We start from the raw sequence: 19,106 nt of genomic DNA, 5'->3' as shown, positions 1-19,106 counted from the left end.
GCGATTGAGAATAATAAAACTAAGTTTGTGGTAGAACGCTTTGATCTTGTAAGTTTAATCAATGATATTGTCGAATTATTTAGGTTAAAGGCCGCTGATAAACAATTAGCGTTTGTTCATAATCAGCATAGTTTGCCGCAATTTCTTCATGGCGATCAAAAACGCTTGCGTCAAATAATTGCTAATTTATTGGATAACGCAATTAAATACACCGATCGCGGACGCGTTACATTAACGACGGATTATCAAAACGACCAGTTGATTATTACGGTAGCGGATACCGGATGCGGCATAGCTAACGAGCATCTCAACTTGATTTTTTCCCCTTTTATTCAATTAAGAGGAAAGGGGCTTTACAAGGAAGGTATTGGCATTGGTTTGGCTATATGCAAGGAGTTGATCAAGCTCATGCAAGGCAGTATTTCGGTGCAAAGCGAGCAGGGGAGCGGTAGTGTTTTTACAGTGAATTTACCGCTGAAAACCGATTCTACAAAAGCCTCTAAAACTTCCGGTTTAGTTATTCCTTACAATAAGCATTTCGGTAAATTACAGATTTTAATTGCGGATGATAATGAAATTAATTTAATACTGCTGAAACAGTTATTGTTGAAGCAAGATTGTGCAGTCGACTGCGTAGACAACGGAGTCGACGCCTTGAATATGATCCACAAATATCATTACAAAGTCGCTTTTATTGATCTGAATATGCCTGTTATGAACGGAATCGAACTGGTAAGATTGCTCAGACAAGAAAACAATGATATTCAATTGATCGCAATTAGTGCTTATGCCGATCGACAAACAATTAGAGAAGCGCTCGATGCCGGTTTCGATCATTATCTAACGAAGCCTATCGATACCAAACAATTAAACCAACTAATCCACTGTTTCGATTATGACTAGCTTAAAGTTTTTTTTATTTTTACTGATCACAATTTTTATATCGCATTCGGTATCTGCGGATGAGTGGCCGACAATCGAGCTTGCCGGCATCGACCTTAGTGCGGCAAAGCGCATTCAAATCGAGAAAGATCCGGTTTATAAAACCGCTAAAGAATACGAAGCGATTCCATTAGCGCAAGTTTTGAGTCAGTTTTCTAAAACCGATTTAGCAGCTAAAGATAGTGTGGTCGTGTTTGTTGCCAAAGATGGTTACAGCGTTTCTATGGCGTTGGCGGACGCAATGTCGGAGCATGGCTATATTGCGTTTCGCGATACCGAAGCGCCTTCGGGGCAAAAATGGCTGACTTTCAAATTCGGAAAAGAAACCACAACGCCGGCGCCGTTTTATTTAGTTTGGCCTACGCAAGGGCTAGACAAATGGCGCTATCCATGGCCGTTCCAATTGGCATCGATTTCGCTGCAACCGGCATCGACTTATTTCGGCGCGGCGGCGCCGGCCAAAAAAACAGATGCTATTCGTACCGGTTTTAATTTGTTTTCGACTTATTGTATTCGTTGTCATTCGGTTAATTTGTCCGGCGGTCAAGTCGGGCCGGAACTCAATATTCCGAAAAACATTACCGAATATTTTATCGAGGCGGAGTTGGCCGGTTTTATTCTTAACGCCCCAGCTTACCGATCGGGTACTAAAATGCCGTCTTTTGAAAAGATTCTTGATCGGCAAAAAGCGGAGGCGATTGTCAATTATCTAAAACATATGAAAAATGAAAAAGCCGGTACAAAATGAGTCACAGCCAAGTCTATTCACCATGAGATTCATGATAAAAAATCGTAATTATTCAGCATAAGTCATGTATGAGAAGGTGTCAGGCATTGATTTATAAGGCTGTCTGCAACAGGACGTTGCAGTCAGAGCTTACAGGGATGTATCCACGCGTCCTTAGAAATCAATGCCTGACACCAACCTACCGCATGCGCTGAATAGTTACAAAAAATCATTGATTATGGTTTATACCTTTCGCACTTCAAAATTCGGCAGTGCCTGAGGAGGCGCCTGGGTGTCCGGTCGATTATTGCTCCTCGGCAATTGCTCCTGCATTGCCCTAATACACGCCATCCATGGCGTAATGCAAAATCGACATTCACGCCATCCATGGCGCTCCGCAAAGGCTTTGCCAGCATGGAGCTGGCATAGAGCCTACATGGACGTATTCACGGCGTCCTATGACGGGCATCCCGGCGCCGAATGTATGCCCTATTTATCAAAGCATCTAGTAAAAAACGCGTATTTCTTGCCGAATTTTTTATCATATTACTTGCGGAGATTGTTCCGACAAGAGTTCGGCAAATTGGTCTGCCGTTACCGGATGACTAAAATAGTAGCCTTGGAACCCGGTACAGCCTTTACTCTTCAGAAATGCCAATTGCTCGGCCGTTTCCACACCTTCGGCAATCATCGTCAAGCCTAAATGTTTAGCCATGTCGATCATTGTTTCGACGATGATCGCATCGTTCGGGTCGGTGGAAATGTCTCGAACAAAACTTTTGTCTATTTTTAATTGATTCAACGGAAGTTGTTTCAAGTAAGCAAGCGAGGAATAACCGGTGCCGAAGTCGTCGATCGAAATCGATAGGCCCAGCACTTTCAAGGCTTTCATTTTTTCAATGGTATCTTCGATATTATCGATAACAACGTGTTCTGTTAATTCTATCTCTAAACAATCGGGCGTAATGCCGCTAACCTTCAGAGAATGTTCTATTTGATCGACAAAGTTGCTTTGTCTGAATTGATTCGAACTTACATTGATTGCAATACGCGGCACAATTAAACCATTTTGTTGCCATGATTGGATTTGCAGGCACGCCTCCATGATTACCCAGCGCCCTAACTGTAAAATCAAGCGAGATTCTTCGGCAATTTTGATGAACTCAACAGGTGGGATCAGGCCTTTTTGGGGATGTTGCCATCTAATTAAAGCTTCGGCTCCTATAATCTCGTTTTTGGCGCCAAACTGCGCTTGGTAATTTAAAACGAAATGACCTTGATCGATCGCTTCTCGAAGCTCGTTTTCCATTTTAATGCGCAGATCGGCAGCTTCTTGCATGCTCGGATGAAAAAAGCTGATGCTATTACGGCCGGAAGCTTTAGATCGATACATCGCCGTATCGGCTTGTTGCAGAATCCGGTCGGGATTATCGTCATTATCCGGAAATAAGGTAATACCCATACTGGGCGAGAGTTGATGTTGGAATGCATTAAGTAGAAACGGTTCGTTGATTTTAGCATTAATTTTTTCTGCGACCGTTAGTGCGTGATCGGCGGCTTCCGATAGGTTTTTGGCATTACAATTAATAAGTACGATAAACTCGTCGCCGCCTAATCGGGCAGCAGTATCTTCATCTCGTACGACCGATTGCAAGCGATTGGCTACTTGAATGAGTAATTCGTCGCCGACATGGTGGCCTAGCGAGTCATTCAGAAATTTAAAATGATCCAGATCCATGAATATCACGGCGCCGAAATGGCCATGTCGTTTGGCGATAGCAATTTCTTTTTCGAGACGATTGATTAACAAGCGTCGATTGGGCAAGTTGGTTAAGGGATCGTAGAAAGCCAGATTGTGTATGCGTGATTCATTTTCTTTTTTTTCGGTGATATCTGAAAAAATTGACACAAAATGGGTGATTTCGCCGGCTTCGTTTTTAACGGCGGTAACGGTCTGCCATTCCGGATAGACTTCTCCATTCTTTCGCCGATTCCAGATCTCGCCTTCATACTGTCCTTGACTAGCTAATTGCTTCCAAAATTCATCGAAACAATCACGATTATGATGTATGGAGCTTAAAACCGAGGGAATTTTACCAATCACTTCCTCGCTGGAATAACCGGTGATTTCAGTGTGAGCGTTATTGACCCTTAAAATCCTGCCTTTTTTATCGGTAATCATAATCCCTTCTTGGGTTTCGAAGGCTGTTGCTGCCAAGCGTAATTGCTCTTCGCTAAGTCGTAGTTTTCGATTGCTTTGATTAAGATCATGCGTGCGCTTTTCCACTTCGACTAGGATTAACTCGGTTTGTCCGGTGACAATCAAAAAACCGATACCCATTAAACTGGTCAGCAACATCCCTCCGGCCAAAATACCCCAAACCGGCCAGGAATAATAATTTCCAAGAAAACCTAAATCCGGCGAAACTTGAATGAACCAGGATTGCCCGCCGATATTGAGCGGTTTTAACGTGGTGATGGCAAACGGATCCGGTATGGCGCGCTTAGGCTCTAACGGAAACAACCATTGTTGTTCTCCATCGGATGTTTTTTCGAAAAGCCTAATATTGATATATTCAATGCTTTTTCGAACTAAGGCGTCTTCAATAAAACGTTCAATATCGAAAGCCTCGATAATATAGCCCTTCAAGGTCTGCTCGGTCTCGAAAAAAGGCGTATAGATAAAAAACTGCCTGGAACTGTTTCCAAATGCCAATATTTTAGAGCTTCGATCGGTTGTTGCTTGAGGCTCCAGTGCTAACACGATCTCTTGGTGGCGTTTTTCCGAGATAGGCTGGAAGTCATCGAAATACTTTTTAGTCGAATACTTGATTGTCCATGTCGTTTTATCTTGACTTGCTTTCGAAGTCTCTAACCATTCAATATAAGGAACGCCTGGGTAGGTGTTGAAAACCCAGTCCGAAAAAATTTGTAACGATTGATAGTCAATCGTATCGTTCGAACCGATTAATGAGTGGTAAAGCGATAAGGTATTTGCATGTGCCTTGTAATTGTCTTCTAAAGCGTATTGTATCGTTTCCGCCTTGTTTTCGATGATTTCCCGTAGGCGCAGTCCTTCTCGTTGATGAGCCATTAAGTAAGAAATTGCGACTAAGGCTAAACCTACTATTAAGGCGGTGCATAACGGTAACCAGCGTTTCGTGCGGCTTTGTAAGGAAGGTTCAAAAATCGTCAAGAACAAAGGTGTGAAAACCACGATACCGATGCAATCTCCGAGCCACCAGGTCAGGAATCCGAATCCGAAATCCGATTCGACGATGACACCGGTTTCAACCAATGCATAAACGCTTAATAAGGCCGGTATAAATGTGGCGACCGGACCGGATAAGAAAAAAAACAGCATGATTTCTTTAGCGGAAATCAAAGGGTTTGGGTAGCCTACGATTTTTTTTACCAAGAAGGCTCCGGTCCAAGCCCTAAGCACGCTGTTGACTGGTGAGCTGAGAAAAATTAAGAGTTGGCCGGGAGATTGCCATAAGGTCATGAAATCGTAGACTTCATAATGGATGGCTAATTCAGCCAAAAAAATAGCCGGTAATACTTTGTTTCCCCAGAGCAACGTTGCCGCGAAGCCGATACCGGCCGGCGGCCAGATTGCTGTTGCGTAACTGGGCGGCAAGGATAGCGGTAATGCCAATTGTCCCGCAAAATAAAACAGTAAAGCCGTTAATGCAATACGACTTAAAGTCGAGTTAACGGAGGTTCTATAATTCAAGGTGAGTTGTCCTTCGCTTTAGTGTTGTTCGATCGCCGGTAAACAATCCATGCGGAATGATATCAGAAAACCGGATGTCGATGATGTGATGACTTTGGCGGTGTTTAATCGGTAGAATAAGCATTTTAACATTTTAGTCATAGACATGCGCACCTCTCAATTTCCTCTCAATACCGTCAAAGAAACGCCTTCGGATGCCGAAATCGCCAGTCATAAACTCATGATTCGTGCGGGCTTAATTCGCAAATTAGCCGCCGGTCTTTATACCTGGTTACCGCTAGGGCTTAGAGTCATGCGGAAAGTCGAAAAGATTACCCGCGAGGAGATGGAAAAAGCCGGTGCACTAGAAGTCTTGATGCCGGCCCTGCAACCCGCCGAGTTGTGGCAGGAGACGGGGCGCTGGGAACAGTATGGACCCGAACTGGCTCGCTTACAAGACCGTCACCAACGAGACTTTTGTTTGGGACCCACGCATGAGGAAATCATTACCGATTTAGCCAGGCATGAGATTAAAAGTTATAAGCAGTTGCCAATCATCTATTATCAAATCCAAACCAAATTCCGCGACGAAATTCGTCCTCGATTCGGCGTGATGCGTTCTCGGGAATTCGTTATGAAGGACGCTTATTCTTTTCATCTCGATCAAGAATCCCTTCAAGAAACCTATCAAGTCATGTATCAGGCCTACAGCAATATCTTCAACCGCTTCGGTTTGCAATATAGGGCTGTGATCGCCGATTCAGGATCGATCGGCGGCGCGGTATCGCACGAATTTCATGTATTGGCCGAATCCGGAGAGGATGCGATTGCCTTTTCGACGAAAAGCGATTATGCCGCAAACATCGAAAAAGCCGAGGCGTTAATGCCCGAAGGCGACAGGGGGCCGGCTACCGAATCGCTCAATCTAGTGGACACTCCGGATCAACATTCGATCGACGAAGTCAGTGCTTTTTTCGGGATTGCCAAATCTAGTTGCCTAAAAACCTTGATCGTCAAAGGCGAAGAAGACGAGTTAGTCGCTTTGTTATTACGAGGCGATCATGAATTGAATGCGATCAAGGCCGAAAAAGTTTTCGGTATCGCAGCTCCGTTGCAATTAGCCGACGAAGAGCAAGTGCTGTCCGCTTGCAATGCAAAACCCGGCTCGGTCGGTCCTTTCGGTCTGAAAATTAAAATCATTGCGGATCGTAGTGTCGTATTGATGTCCGATTTTGTATGCGGAGCCAATCAAGACGGCAAGCATTACCGTGGCGTAAATTGGCAGCGGGATATTCCTTTGCCCGATCAAATCGAGGATTTACGCCTCGTGGTCGAAGGCGATCCGAGTCCGGACGGGGAGGGCACGATTACTATTGCTCGAGGTATCGAGGTAGGTCATATTTTTCAACTGGGTATGAAATACAGTTCAGCGATGAAAGCCGACATTATCAATGAAGGCGGTAAGAATCAGACAATGATCATGGGTTGTTACGGCATCGGCATTTCGCGCATTGTTGCGGCGGCGATCGAGCAGAACCACGATGACAACGGCATTATCTGGCCGGCTCAATTGGCACCTTTCCAAGTGGCCTTGTGCCCGATGAATATGCATAAGTCGGAACGTTTGCGCGTTGCTGCCGAAAAACTGTATCGAGAACTACTTGATGCCGGAATCGAGGTGTTATTCGATGATCGAAAAGTCCGAGCTGGCTTCATGTTTTCCGATATGGAATTGATCGGTATTCCGCATCGTGTCGTAATCGGCGACCGCAGTCTCGACTCCGGCATGATCGAATACCGGGCTCGGACTGCGAGTGAAAGCCAAGAATTGCCGATGGTTGAATTAATACCTTTTTTGTTGCAACAATTGAGTTGATGATTCGCTACGAATAGCGGTGATTCTGAAATTGAGCATTATCGCTGCATTTTGAGAATGCGGTGTGCTTGCTGCCGAAATTTTCGTCCAGTACTCCCCAATTAGGAATTGCAGCTACGATAGTCGCTTGTAAGCAACAATGATCGAAATGTGAAATAACCAACATAAATTAAAGGTTTTAGTAAATATCGCACCCAAAGTGTGAATTCGTCACAAAAAAACAGCATGGACTCAGGTTAGTCTGTGCTCAACATTTTTTAAGGATGAGTTCAAATGAAATTTTTACCAAGACCGATCATTTGCGAACGCTGTGGCGATGAGATTTTACCATCGGAACAAAGCCGGCCCGACGATAGAATTTGTCCTTGGTGCCGGCATATGATGATGGAGGCAAGCGAAATTTATCAAAAAACCAAAAGAAAGCGTTCTCCCCATTTAATCTTGCTTAATCATCGCAACTGAGTCTGTTATAAAGTTGTCTTGTGGACTCTTATTGGTCCAGTACCTTCCTTAGAAGGATTCATTTACGAGTAGCATTGGAATATTAATGCAGGCCTCAATCCGCTGTATCAATGCTATATCTCCTTCATTCTTGGCTTTTTCGATGCCGGAGTCTTTCGAAAATTGACAGATATCCTTTTTCTGCTTTAGAGTGCCGCTCTGACCGAATGCTATTGTGTGATAAATAATATAACTAATCAGGAGCGCATAAAATGGCAAAACCATTGATTCAATTGGCACTAGATTCTTTGGATTTCGACAAAACCCTGGAACTTGCTTCGCAAGCGGCCCCTTATGTCGATATCATTGAAATCGGTACACCCTGTATCAAGTTTAACGGGCTTGAATTGGTCAAGGAAATTAAACGCAGATTTCCCGATAAATTGCTGCTGGTCGATCTTAAAACGATGGATGCCGGTGAATACGAAGCCAGCCCATTCTACGAAGCCGGTGCCGATATCTGCACGGTACTTGGAACATCCGGAATTTCAACTATCAAAGGCGTTATCAGCGCGGCAAAAAAATATAATGCCGAAGTTCAAGTCGATTTGATTAACGTCGAGGATAAAGCGAGTTGCGCTGAGGAAGCCGTGGCGGCCGGCGCGCAAATTATCGGCATTCATACCGGCATCGACGCCCAGGCGGCCGGACAGACACCCTTTGCGGATTTACAAGATTTATTGCGCTTGGGGTTAAACACTCGAGTATCAGTTGCCGGCGGTATCAAGCCCGAAACTGTGCGCGATGTTGTTGAGGCCGGAGTTGACATAATTGTCGTAGGCGGCGCGATTACCGGCGCGCCATCTCCAGCCAATGCCGCTCGAAAAATTCAACGCTTGGTCAATAGCAAGGGCACGCATCGTGAATTTGTCGTCGATAAGATTTCGGATGTCTTATATGCGACCGATGACTCTTATGATAGAAAACTGACGAACATGCTCGATCAAGCTCGCCGAATTTTTGTCTCAGGCGCGGGACGGTCGGGCTTGATTGGCCGCTTTTTCGCGATGCGATTGATGCATAGCGGTTACGATACCAGTGTAGTCGGTGAAATCGTTACACCCAGCATCAAACAAGGCGATTTGCTTATTATTATTTCCGGTTCCGGCGAAACCGAGCAGTTGGTCGCATTCACTAAACGTGCTCGCGAGATTGGCGCAAAAATCGTACTGATTTCGGCGAAAAGCGAGTCGACAATCGGCGACATGGCCGATGCCGTGTTTAGAGTCGGCAGCCCGGAACAGTATGGCAAGGTTGTCGGTATGCCGATGGGTACGGTTTTCGAACTTTCCACATTGGCATTTTTGGAAGCGACCATCTCTCATGTCATCCACGAAAAAGGCATTCCGGAGGAAGAAATGAGATCGAGACATGCGAACCTGGAATAAATCTCGCGACCGTAACGACTGCCGAGATCGCGGCACACTGAAGTGCCTGTCATGCAATATCCGAATCCGGGCTCTCGATTAGGCAATTAACCGTGTTTGTCAATTCCGGTGCTTTCTCTATGAAGCACATCAATTTCATGACGCCTTAATAGTGATCGCTCGATCTAAAAACGGCGGTAAGTTCACGAAAGGCACGAAATTAGGAATATGCACAAAATAACTTCTACAAGTATACGCTTTGCGGCGGTTCGGTAACTCGCTTGACAGGACGCCGTGAATACGTCCATGTAGGCTCTGTGACAGCATCCCTGCTGTCAAAGCCTTTGCCGAACACCCCAGCGCCTCCATGCGTCAATGCCGAAATTTGAAGTGCGATGGGTATACTGCCGAAAGACGCCCCAAACTCTCCTTACTTTTCGATTGCCTAGAAATCGTTCGCTGAAAATCTTGGAAACGGAGCGTTAGCGAAGTGAAGATTTTTAGTCCCCGATAGCCGTAGCGCCGGGTGTTTTGCCGGAGTCTGCGCGAATAGCGCAGGCGGAGGCAAAATACAAGGCATCGCGACACGGCGTAAAGCCATTTGTGGGAGTGCTACGGAGCCGCATCGAGTATACGATGATGTGGCGTAGTGGCACGGACGCAGGGCGAATCGGGGCCGCCGAAGGCAATAATCGCCAAGTCATTTTTCGCTGCTGAAATCGGACGGACCCCATTTCAGCTTTCGCGAAAAATCTTGGCGCGCTTGTATTTCTTTTATCCCCTGTTATGAGAGTCGTTTTAGCGCGCCCCTTCCTTACCCTTGATTTCTCAAGTCTAATTTCAAACAGACTGCTCAAGCAACCGTTGTTATAATAGCCGGCATTCTGTGTCGGTCAACGATGTTGATTGGTACTTCGCAGTGTAAGGCTGTTGAATTTCGATTGGCCATTCATATTTTATAGTGTTCGATAGCGTACTTTATTCAGGAGATAAGTGTTTTGGCACAAATGCAGGATATTACCAGCCCAATGACATTGCTGGAAAAACGGGCAACCGGTTCATTGGCGAGCATTTACGCATTAAGGATGTTGGGTTTGTTTATGATTATGCCGGTGTTGCCGTTATTTGCCGAGCATTTGGAAGGTTCCACGCCGCTTTTAATCGGGTTATCGGTCAGTATTTACGGATTAAGCCAGGCATTATTGCAAATCCCTTTCGGACTAATGTCCGATCGCTTTGGGCGAAAAAAATTAATTATACTCGGCTTATTGCTGTTTGCCGCCGGCAGCGTGCTTTCGGCGATGTCAACGACGATTTACGGTGTGTTATTCGGTCGGGCTTTGCAAGGATCCGGAGCAATCGCCGCAGTCATTATGGCCTTGGTCGCCGATTTAACCCAGGAAGTCCATAGGACGAAAGCGATGGCCTTGATCGGTATCAGTATCGGCGTTTCGTTCGGTGTCGCGATCTCTGCAGGGCCTGTACTTGCAGGTTATGTCGGTGTTGAAGGTATTTTTTGGTTAACGGCGCTACTCTCATTAGCAGCGATAGTGGTCATTATTTATATCGTTCCGGACCCGATTCAGTCGAAAATTCACCGCGATGCCGAATTGATTCCGGGCCAGATAAAGCATGTGTTAAAAAATGCCGAGTTGCTAAGACTCAATTACGGTATTTTTATTCTGCATTTGATATTAACAGCCAGTTTTATTGTCATTCCTCTATTGATGAGGGATGCCGGATTAGGCGCTAGTCAACATGGGCAAGTTTATTTGCCTGTGTTTATCGTATCTTTATTGACCGCAATACCTTTTATTATTTTGGCTGAAAAAAAGCGTAAAATGAAACCCGTTTTTATCGGTGCGATTGCGGTTATCGTTGTATCAGAATTAGGCTTACAGTACTTTCATCAAAGTTTGCCCGGAATTGTTGTTTTTCTTTGGGTGTTTTTTTGCGGTTTCAATTTACTCGAAGCCACGTTACCTTCCTTGGTTTCTAAAACGGCACCGGGCGATATGAAAGGAACGGCCATGGGTTTTTATTCAACGTCTCAATTTTTAGGGGCTTTTTTAGGGGGGGCGCTTGGAGGTTGGAGTTATGGCGAATTCGGCGGAAACGCTGTTTTTATTATGAGTGCTGTGGCGGGAGCGAGTTGGTTGGCGGTGTCTTTTACAATGAAACCACCCCGTTATCTGGCCAATATGCTGATCTCCATTAGCAATCTTACCCGAATTCAAGCTGAGCAACTCACCGAAGAGATCCTCAAGGTTACCGGAGTCGAGGAAGTGAAGTTGCATTTCGGCGAAGGGGTGGCTTATCTAAAAGTCGATAATCGGTTATTGGATAAAGATCGTTTACAGTATTCGATAAGTCAGTTCGATTCCTGATAATTCAAAAGATTTTTTACTATTTTTAAGAGTCAACCTAAATTTTAAAATGGGGCACGGATTCGCTTAAGGATTTCGCGATAAATAACTTTCTGAAGCTATGAGCTTTGTCGAGTAACCGCACTCTAAATCATCACTTTGATTTTTTCGGGTGATGAAAGCTTCTTCAGGATCGTTAGGCTGATTTATCGATAATCACTCAGTCTGATATCGGTGTTCCAAATATAAAGTTACCCTTGAGAATCCATATTTTTTTGCTCAATCGTTTTTCGGAGAAAACATGCTTAACAAAGTTACATTAATAGGCAATCTCGGGGCCGACCCCGAAGTTCGCTACATGCCAAGCGGCGAGGCCGTCACCACAATCAGGTTAGCCACGACCATGCGTTGGAAAGATAGACAAACCGGCGAGCGGAAAGAATCTACCGAATGGCATCGCGTGGTTTTTTTTAGAAGACTGGCCGAAGTTGCCGGCGAATATTTAAAAAAAGGCAGCCAGGTATACGTAGAGGGTCGTCTTCGTACTAATAAATGGCAAGGACAAGACGGACAAGACCGCTATACGACAGAAATCGTCGCAGAAGAAATGCACATGCTGGGAAGCCGAAGCGGCGGTACTGCAAATTATTCCGACAATCAAGGCGCTTATTCGTCTCAGAGCCCGGCCTCTTCTCAGTCTAAGCCCCAACAATCCACACCCCCGACTTCAGCGCCCCCTCCTTACGACGATTTTGACGACGATATTCCTTTTTAGAAGTCACCGAGGACAAATTAGCGTAATCGATGCCCGTAACTTTGGTGCGGACACCGTTCTTTAGGCATTGCTGGATTAAAGCGGAGGAGTGTTAGGCGGATTGCCGGGCTTACTGTGTTCTTTGGTGGCCCCTAGCACTGTTACTCGACTAGCAAAGGGGATTTTGAAAAATTATTAATTGGAAATACGAGCGGTTAGTTTCCGATTAAAATAAAAGGGCGGCTCAAATGAGTTTGCTCAATGTTCTCATTGATTATCCATTATTACGAAGAGGTTAAATGTGGATATAGCGTCGTTAATCGGCTTTTTATTGGGCATAGGGATTATTATGGCCGCCATTGCTACTGGTGGCGATGTTATGTTGTTTGTAAATTTGCCTTCCATATTAATCGTCATAGGCGGTACCTTCGGCGTATCGTTGATGCGTATCCCGATATCCGATTTTTTACGGTCCTTCGGTGTTTTAGGGAAAGCTTTTTTAAACAAAAGGGAAGACCCGGCTGTGTTGATCGAAGAAGCCGTAAGGCTTTCCGATGTTGCTCGAAAAAACGGACTGCTGGCCTTGGAAAATGAGACCATTGAAAACGAATTTATGAGAAAAGGTATCAATCTTTGTGTCGACGGACATGATCCTGCTTTCGTAAAAAAAATGCTGTCTCAAGAAATTAACCAAATGATATCGCGCAACGAAGTGGGGCAAGATATGTGGAAAGGCGTCGGCGATTTAGCGCCGGCAATGGGCATGATCGGAACGCTGGTCGGTTTAGTGCAAATGCTCGCAAATATGTCCGATCCGTCGAGTATAGGCCCTGCGATGGCCGTTGCCTTGCTGACGACACTTTATGGCGCATTGGTAGCAAACTGTTTCGCACTCCCGATCGTCGACAAACTATCTAAGGTCATGCTTTATGAAAAAACCAACAAAGAGCTTATTTTAGAAACGATTTCCGGTATTCAAGAAGGCATGAACCCTAAGGTTCTGGAGTCTTTGTTGAATTCCTATATTTCCGATAAAAAGCGAAAAACCGACAATGAATAGGTGAAAAATGGCTGACGAATGCCCTAAATGCCCCCCGGTCGGAGCACCCGCATGGTTGGCGACCTTTGCCGACTTAATGTCGCTGCTGATGTGTTTCTTTGTGTTGTTGTTATCATTTGCGACCATGGATACCATCAAGTTTAAAAAAATGGCTGATTCGATGATTAATGCTTTTGGCGTACAAAAGGATGTGCCGGCATACGATATCCCGATGGGGACCAGCATCATCGCTCAGCATTTTTCGCCGGCACCGACCGAGCCTACACCGCTAGAGGAAGTTAAACAGACGACTATGCAAGACTCGCCGAACTTGGAAGCGGCAAAAAAACAGTTAATGGAATTGACTCAGGCTGAAATTGAGGAACAGGCAGAAAAAATCAGAGAAGATTTAAAAGAAGAAATCAAGATGGGTTTGGTCTCGGTAGAAACGGAAAATCTGAAAATCATTATTCGCATTAGCGAAAAAGGTTCGTTTCCATCCGGTAGTGCGGTGCTCAATACCGGATTTGAGCCCATATTGACTAAAATTACTGCATCGGTTAACGAATCGCCCGGGAAGGTTCTGGTGTCGGGGCATTCGGACGATATACCGATTAGAACTCAGATCTTTCGCTCGAATTGGGAGTTGTCTGCCTCTCGTGCCGTAACCGTTTCTCATTATATGCTGGATCAACCGGGAACCGTGCCGTCACGATTCGTCATTCAGGGTTATGCCGATACCCGGCCGTTAGTTCCTAACGACTCTCCCGCAAACCGGGCACTTAATCGAAGAGTCGAGATTGTTATCGTGCAAGTAGAACCAGGCGCCGACGAAGCAGGGCAAGACTTTGTCGAGTAATATTGGGATGGCCGAGGGCGATGCATCCAAAAAATATATTTCATTTCCAGGAAATTTAAATGAATCGGGATAAAGATAGACGGCGTTTTTTTCGCATTGATGATCAAGTTAATCTTTACTATAAAAAAGTGGATGAAGCGACCGCCACGCCGGCCAGTCATATGAGCGATAACGTACTGGGAAACTGTTCGCTATCCGCCGCTTTGGAATTGATTTCACAAGAATCCCGTATCATGATGCATCGGCTCGATCGGACTGTGCCGGATGTCGCTGATTACTTGAAATTAATTGAAAGTAAAATCGATTTGATTGCTCAGGCAATCATGATGCAAGGCACCGATTTTAAAGAGAAGGATACTCGCAATGCTAATCTAAGCGCATCCGGATTGGCTTTCGAAAGCGCGGAGGCCTTGGCGATCGGCGACTATCTGGAAATTAAAATGTTGTTGGTTTCATGTATGGCAGTCATTGTGACTTATGGAAGAGTTATTTATTGCAAGCCAAAAAAGAATCCTGAAGGCCTTTATTCTCATATTATCGGTGTCGACTATATCAATATGAAGGAACAAGATCGGGAATTGTTGATTAGGCATGTCGTTAAAAGACAAATGCAAAAACTCCGCGAGAACAAAGAGCCGTAGTGTTAACTTTAGGTTTTTTCATAAAATCCTTAATTATTTCGCGGATAAAACGATAATTCTATTTTTACTGTGCAGTGACAATTACCGATCAACAAAAAAAAATTCTGGGTCTCCTTGCCGACGGCGAATTTCACTCGGGTTCCGTTTTAGCCGATACTCTCGGTGTGAGCAGATCGGCGGTTTGGAAACAGTTACATAGTTTAACCGAACTAGGCTTGGAACCCGTCGCAGTGAGCGGCAAGGGTTACCGCCTAGAACGGCCGATCGAATTTTTAAGCAGTGAAAAAATCGAATCCGTGTTAATGGAGAATGTTCGTTTAAATATTTCGGATTTAAACATCCATGACCGGCTTGACTCAACGAATAACCATTTGATTAATCTTGCTAAAAGCGCCGCCCGATCCGGAACGGTTTGTTTAGCTGAGTTTCAAACTGCAGGTAAAGGCCGGCGAGGTAGGTCCTGGGTGTCGCCGTTCGGTTCAAATATTTACCTATCGGTCTTGTGGCACTTTCAAAACGGCCCCTCCGCTATTTCAGGCTTGAGCCTTGCTGTCGGCGTTTCCGTGATCAGAGCCTTGGCATCCTTAGGTTTATCCGGTATCGGTTTAAAATGGCCGAACGATATTTATTGGCAGGAACATAAATTAGGCGGAATATTAATCGAAGTGACCGGCGAGACTCATGGGCCTTGCTCGGTTGTGATCGGTATCGGGTTGAATGTTTATATACCTGATCGTGAAGCGGCAATGATCGATCAAGCCTGGATCGATTTGACTCGGATTATGGGAGGGGTATCCATTTCGAGAAATCGTTTAGCCGGAACGCTGTTGAATGAATTATTGCCGATACTTGCCGATTATGAAAGCCATGGCTTAACACCTTATTTAGATGAATGGCGATCTTATGACTGCCTGGAAGGGCGTCCTGTCGTTATCTATCATGGCGATTCCGCAATAACAGGCAATGCTGGAGGAATCGACGATAATGGCTTGTTTCGTTTAATGACTGCCGATGGCAAAGCCTGTTGTTTTGCATCCGGCGAAGTAAGTTTTAGCAAGAATTGACCGAATGGATTTATTGGTCGATATCGGCAACTCTCGTGTAAAGTGGGGCATTAACAATAATCGTTTAGAACCGGGAGTGCCGGTTATTCATCAAGATAGTAATTTTGAAGCCCGGTTGTTTTCGATTTGGCGAGCCTTGCCGAAATCACCTCGGCGTATGGCTATTTCCTGCGTGGCTTCGAAGTCCGTTTTAGATCAAGTCAAGACAATTGCTCTGGACTTGTGGCCCTCGTTGTCCATAATACAAGCGCATTCCGTAGCCGAAGCGTATGGTGTTCGAAATGCTTATGAATATCCGGAAAAACTGGGCGTGGATCGTTGGTTGTGCCTGATAGCGGCTAGGCATTATTGGTCGGAATCGGTATGTATCATTGATTGCGGGACCGCCATTACCATTGATGCGATGGACCGAAACGGTTGTCATTTAGGAGGGCTCATTTGTCCGGGTTTAACCCTTATGAAGCAATCTCTGTCAAATGGTACGGCTAATTTACAACTTTCCGCACAAAGCGGTTTACCGAGCTTGGCTCGAAATACGAACGATGCTATTGATAATGGCGCCCTTTATGCCGTTATCGGTTTGATCAAGAGCGTGATAGCGGATTTAAACAAGCCTGTTAAAGATTTAGACGTAGATAATTCCCCAATTTTACAGAGGGTTCGGTTGCCCGATTGCCAGGTGTCGGCGGCAGGGAAAGCCGCCGTCAAGCCTACACGGACGTATTCACGGCATCCTGTTAAGCGAGCAACCGAACCCTCAAAAAAGCTCATAGTTCCAGGACGTTATTTATCACGAAATCCTAAGTTAGTTTTAACCGGTGGAGACGCGGGTGATATTGCCCCTCATCTTGATAATTTATCTTGTGTTGTACCGGACTTGGTCTTAAAAGGCTTGTCATTGATTCTCGCGGAATAAGCTATGAAACTATTGGCCTTATTGCTAATAATACTCAATATCACGTTTTTTTTATGGCAATATCATTCCGGCGCTATTTCATTGGAGCGTGATGTTCTCATCGATACAACGGACACGGGACAGCAAATTACCTTAATGTCGGAATTAAACGACTCATCGAGTCTTAAGCAAGCGCAATCCGGTTTATTATGGTGTGGCGCCGGTACCGCGATTGAACAATCGATTCGCAGTGCTATATTCGTTTCGGATTTCAATTTAACGCCATCTTCGGGGGCAAGGTCCGGTTTGCTGTTGGCCGAATGGCTCGATGCTCATCTCGTTTCGCATCAGGCACCTCATACGCAGCCAAAAGAATCACCCTCCATTATCGCTTTCAACGATGATTCGACGGCTTTGACTAAGGCAACCCCAACACCTGCTAAAACCAGTATTCCGGACGAAATCCACCGCCATGCCAGCCAAGAGCTTAAACGGGCTGAATTTGGCACCGTAAACGAATTGCTTATTAAAAAACAAGCAATGGTGCCGAAAAAAAACAGGGTCGAGTCAAGTATGTGTTATGAAGCCGGGCCGTTTGATACGATGCAACAATTTTACAGTTGGCGAAGACAGACGGGTATCAATTCCGCTTCAATCAAATCTGTGAGCCGGGAAGAACAAAAAATTAGCGATTACATGGTGTATTTGCCGGCCGGCGAAACTTATGAGCAATCATTAGCGAATGTTGATTTAGTGAAACAAAAAGGGATCACCGATTATTGGCTATTTCCGAAAGGCGAGGCAAAAGGAGATATTTCATTAGGTGTTTTTTCTAGTGAAATTAGAGCGGAGACTTTTAAAAAACAATTGGCAGCCAAAAATTTGGACGTCTTAATTAAACCTCGCTATAAAAAAGCTCAAAGAATTTTTGCTCATATTCATATTAAACAGGAATACGAAGACAATCTGATTATCAGCCGTGACCGGTGGCAAAAATCGCATCCTGACTTTGCCATCAAGGTCAATAACAGCTGTGTTTTTAATTGAAAATTGCGCTTTAGATTTTGCTTCTACCTTGGATGGTTGTAAAGGCTTCAACAGTCCACGGTCTAGCGATAAGCGCAGGATCATAGAGCCGCAAAGGGTAAGAGATTATACTTCGTTAGCAATCGGGCTTTAACTGAGCCTGATACAACGTTAGAATAACCCTTCTAAAATTATTGTGATAGTTAAGGTAAAGTTAAGAAATTAACTTATTGACTTTAATCATTTTGAATAATACCTATAATTAAGCCGTTTCGATTTATTTTCCCGATTAATTATCGCCCGCACATGAAAAAAATGTTTAAAAATCTGTTCGCTATAATCGCCATTCTTACGTTAATGTTTACGGTATTTTCCGTAAACGCGGCAGGAAAAGGTTTATACCTGAAGTCATCGGCAGCGATTGTCATGGATCAAGAGACGGGAATGATTCTTTATGAAAAAAAATCGCAAAACGTCATGCCTATCGCGTCTATTACCAAGTTGATGACGGCAATGGTGTTGCTTGATTCCAAACCCAACTTAAATAAATCCATTACGATTACGAAACAGGATGTCGATACGTTGCGCCATAGCCGTTCGCGTTTACCGGTCGGAACACAATTAACGCTAAGGGAAATGATGAGGTTGGCCCTGATGTCGTCAGATAACCGGGCAGCTTCCGCTTTATCTCGCTCCTATCCGGGCGGCAAACCCGCTTTTGTCAAAGCCATGAATCGTAAGGCACAGGCTCTCGGATTAAAAAACACTCGTTTTCGCGATCCTACCGGTTTATATACTGAGAATAAGTCAACAGCGAGGGATTTGGCCAAGCTTGTCGCCTTCGCGACTAAATATCCCTTGATTAGAACGTTGACGACCACAGAAAGTCATACCCAAAAAGTCGGTAAGCAAATGCTTAAATACAACAATACCAACGTATTGACTAAAAATCCTAATTGGAAAATCGGTCTATCGAAAACCGGTTTTATCAATGAATCCGGAAAATGCCTCGTCATGCAAACCTGGATAAATAACAGGCCAACGATCGTTGTATTACTCAACTCATGGGGGCAATTGACGCCGGTTGGCGATTCTAACCGAATCAAAGAATGGATGAGCGGTATTTCAGTGGCCGAGTTACAAAAAAGAGGATGATTTGTCCGCTTTGCTATACGTCTTGCAGTTCATGATTTAGCATTAGGGAATACGCATAATAACTTCTACAGCTATTAAGCTTACTGGCGGTTTGGTGACCCGCTTTACAGGCCCGGCACCTCCTTAAGCAATGCCGAAATTTAAAGTGCGAAAGGTTTAACATTGAGATAAGCTTAATT

General features: G+C 44.8%; 15 protein-coding genes. 14 read left to right on the top strand and 1 reads right to left on the bottom strand.

The genetic code is table 11. From position 1 onward, the window contains the following. Positions 1 to 27 precede the first annotated feature (27 nt). Entirely contained in the window at positions 28 to 903 is an 876-nt protein-coding gene (locus tag EQU24_RS11375; protein ID WP_138767157.1) for a hybrid sensor histidine kinase/response regulator, read from the top strand. Beyond that, positions 896 to 1,690 (top strand): c-type cytochrome, encoded by a 795-nt coding sequence (locus EQU24_RS11370; RefSeq protein ID WP_017839386.1) that lies wholly within the window; start codon positions 896 to 898, stop codon positions 1,688 to 1,690. Before EQU24_RS11375 ends, EQU24_RS11370 begins: the two co-directional genes overlap by 8 nt. A gap of 520 nt (positions 1,691 to 2,210) precedes the next feature. On the opposite strand, the gene EQU24_RS11360 is transcribed toward EQU24_RS11370, so the two are convergent. Beyond that, entirely contained in the window at positions 2,211 to 5,405 is a 3,195-nt protein-coding gene (locus EQU24_RS11360; RefSeq protein WP_017839387.1) for a bifunctional diguanylate cyclase/phosphodiesterase, read from the bottom strand. Positions 5,406 to 5,550: 145 nt separating this feature from the next. Between EQU24_RS11360 and EQU24_RS11355 the strand changes: the two genes are divergently transcribed. From EQU24_RS11355 to EQU24_RS11300, 12 genes are all read left to right on the top strand, one after another. After that, positions 5,551 to 7,260: a proline--tRNA ligase gene (locus EQU24_RS11355; protein WP_017839389.1), complete on the top strand. Its 1,710-nt coding sequence runs from the start codon at positions 5,551 to 5,553 to the stop codon at positions 7,258 to 7,260. A gap of 273 nt (positions 7,261 to 7,533) precedes the next feature. Then, the gene (locus EQU24_RS11350) at positions 7,534 to 7,722 is read left to right on the top strand and encodes a hypothetical protein (protein ID WP_017839390.1); all 189 of its coding nucleotides are present in this window, start codon (positions 7,534 to 7,536) and stop codon (positions 7,720 to 7,722) included. Between the two features lie 251 nt (positions 7,723 to 7,973). Further along, positions 7,974 to 9,149 (top strand): bifunctional 3-hexulose-6-phosphate synthase/6-phospho-3-hexuloisomerase, encoded by a 1,176-nt coding sequence (gene hxlAB, locus EQU24_RS11345; protein WP_017839392.1) that lies wholly within the window; start codon positions 7,974 to 7,976, stop codon positions 9,147 to 9,149. A 986-nt stretch (positions 9,150 to 10,135) separates the two neighbouring features. Beyond that, the gene (locus tag EQU24_RS11340) at positions 10,136 to 11,515 is read left to right on the top strand and encodes an MFS transporter (RefSeq protein ID WP_017839393.1); all 1,380 of its coding nucleotides are present in this window, start codon (positions 10,136 to 10,138) and stop codon (positions 11,513 to 11,515) included. Between the two features lie 280 nt (positions 11,516 to 11,795). Then, positions 11,796 to 12,269 carry a single-stranded DNA-binding protein gene (gene ssb / locus EQU24_RS11335; protein WP_017839394.1) on the top strand — a complete coding sequence of 158 codons (474 nt, stop codon included), beginning with the start codon at positions 11,796 to 11,798 and terminating at the stop codon, positions 12,267 to 12,269. A gap of 280 nt (positions 12,270 to 12,549) precedes the next feature. Further along, the gene (locus tag EQU24_RS11330) at positions 12,550 to 13,308 is read left to right on the top strand and encodes a MotA/TolQ/ExbB proton channel family protein (protein WP_017839395.1); all 759 of its coding nucleotides are present in this window, start codon (positions 12,550 to 12,552) and stop codon (positions 13,306 to 13,308) included. 7 nt (positions 13,309 to 13,315) lie between these two features. Beyond that, complete coding sequence (locus EQU24_RS11325) at positions 13,316 to 14,146, top strand: flagellar motor protein MotB (RefSeq protein WP_017839396.1); 831 nt, start codon at positions 13,316 to 13,318, stop codon at positions 14,144 to 14,146. 59 nt (positions 14,147 to 14,205) lie between these two features. Beyond that, the gene (locus EQU24_RS11320; RefSeq protein WP_017839397.1) at positions 14,206 to 14,787 is read left to right on the top strand and encodes a PilZ domain-containing protein; all 582 of its coding nucleotides are present in this window, start codon (positions 14,206 to 14,208) and stop codon (positions 14,785 to 14,787) included. Positions 14,788 to 14,861: 74 nt separating this feature from the next. After that, complete coding sequence (gene birA, locus EQU24_RS11315) at positions 14,862 to 15,851, top strand: bifunctional biotin--[acetyl-CoA-carboxylase] ligase/biotin operon repressor BirA (protein ID WP_017839398.1); 990 nt, start codon at positions 14,862 to 14,864, stop codon at positions 15,849 to 15,851. 4 nt (positions 15,852 to 15,855) lie between these two features. Beyond that, entirely contained in the window at positions 15,856 to 16,767 is a 912-nt protein-coding gene (locus EQU24_RS11310; protein WP_017839399.1) for a type III pantothenate kinase, read from the top strand. A 3-nt stretch (positions 16,768 to 16,770) separates the two neighbouring features. Continuing rightward, on the top strand, positions 16,771 to 17,793 hold the full coding sequence (locus EQU24_RS11305; protein WP_017839400.1) for a hypothetical protein: 1,023 nt from the start codon (positions 16,771 to 16,773) through the stop codon (positions 17,791 to 17,793). Positions 17,794 to 18,078: 285 nt separating this feature from the next. After that, positions 18,079 to 18,927, top strand: coding sequence for a serine hydrolase (locus EQU24_RS11300; RefSeq protein WP_017839401.1), 849 nt, complete (start codon positions 18,079 to 18,081; stop codon positions 18,925 to 18,927). Positions 18,928 to 19,106: the final 179 nt, after the last annotated feature.

Origin of the sequence: Methylotuvimicrobium buryatense, assembly GCF_005931095.1 — a bacterium.
In the GTDB taxonomy this organism is placed as follows: Bacteria; Pseudomonadota; Gammaproteobacteria; order Methylococcales; family Methylomonadaceae; genus Methylotuvimicrobium; species Methylotuvimicrobium buryatense.
The sequence above is the reverse complement of the archived record's forward strand: the minus strand, read 5'-3'. Positions and strand labels throughout refer to the sequence as shown.

What these genes read in the sequence shown, in the direction of transcription:
- EQU24_RS11370 (WP_017839386.1), top strand. Translation starts at nt 896, where the DNA reads ATGACTAGCTTAAAGTTTTTTTTATTTTTACTGATCACAATTTTTATA.
- EQU24_RS11355 (WP_017839389.1), top strand. Translation starts at nt 5,551, where the DNA reads ATGCGCACCTCTCAATTTCCTCTCAATACCGTCAAAGAAACGCCTTCG.
- EQU24_RS11350 (WP_017839390.1), top strand. Translation starts at nt 7,534, where the DNA reads ATGAAATTTTTACCAAGACCGATCATTTGCGAACGCTGTGGCGATGAG.
- hxlAB (WP_017839392.1), top strand. Translation starts at nt 7,974, where the DNA reads ATGGCAAAACCATTGATTCAATTGGCACTAGATTCTTTGGATTTCGAC.
- EQU24_RS11340 (WP_017839393.1), top strand. Translation starts at nt 10,136, where the DNA reads ATGCAGGATATTACCAGCCCAATGACATTGCTGGAAAAACGGGCAACC.
- ssb (WP_017839394.1), top strand. Translation starts at nt 11,796, where the DNA reads ATGCTTAACAAAGTTACATTAATAGGCAATCTCGGGGCCGACCCCGAA.
- EQU24_RS11325 (WP_017839396.1), top strand. Translation starts at nt 13,316, where the DNA reads ATGGCTGACGAATGCCCTAAATGCCCCCCGGTCGGAGCACCCGCATGG.
- EQU24_RS11320 (WP_017839397.1), top strand. Translation starts at nt 14,206, where the DNA reads ATGAATCGGGATAAAGATAGACGGCGTTTTTTTCGCATTGATGATCAA.
- EQU24_RS11310 (WP_017839399.1), top strand. Translation starts at nt 15,856, where the DNA reads ATGGATTTATTGGTCGATATCGGCAACTCTCGTGTAAAGTGGGGCATT.
- EQU24_RS11305 (WP_017839400.1), top strand. Translation starts at nt 16,771, where the DNA reads ATGAAACTATTGGCCTTATTGCTAATAATACTCAATATCACGTTTTTT.
- EQU24_RS11300 (WP_017839401.1), top strand. Translation starts at nt 18,079, where the DNA reads ATGAAAAAAATGTTTAAAAATCTGTTCGCTATAATCGCCATTCTTACG.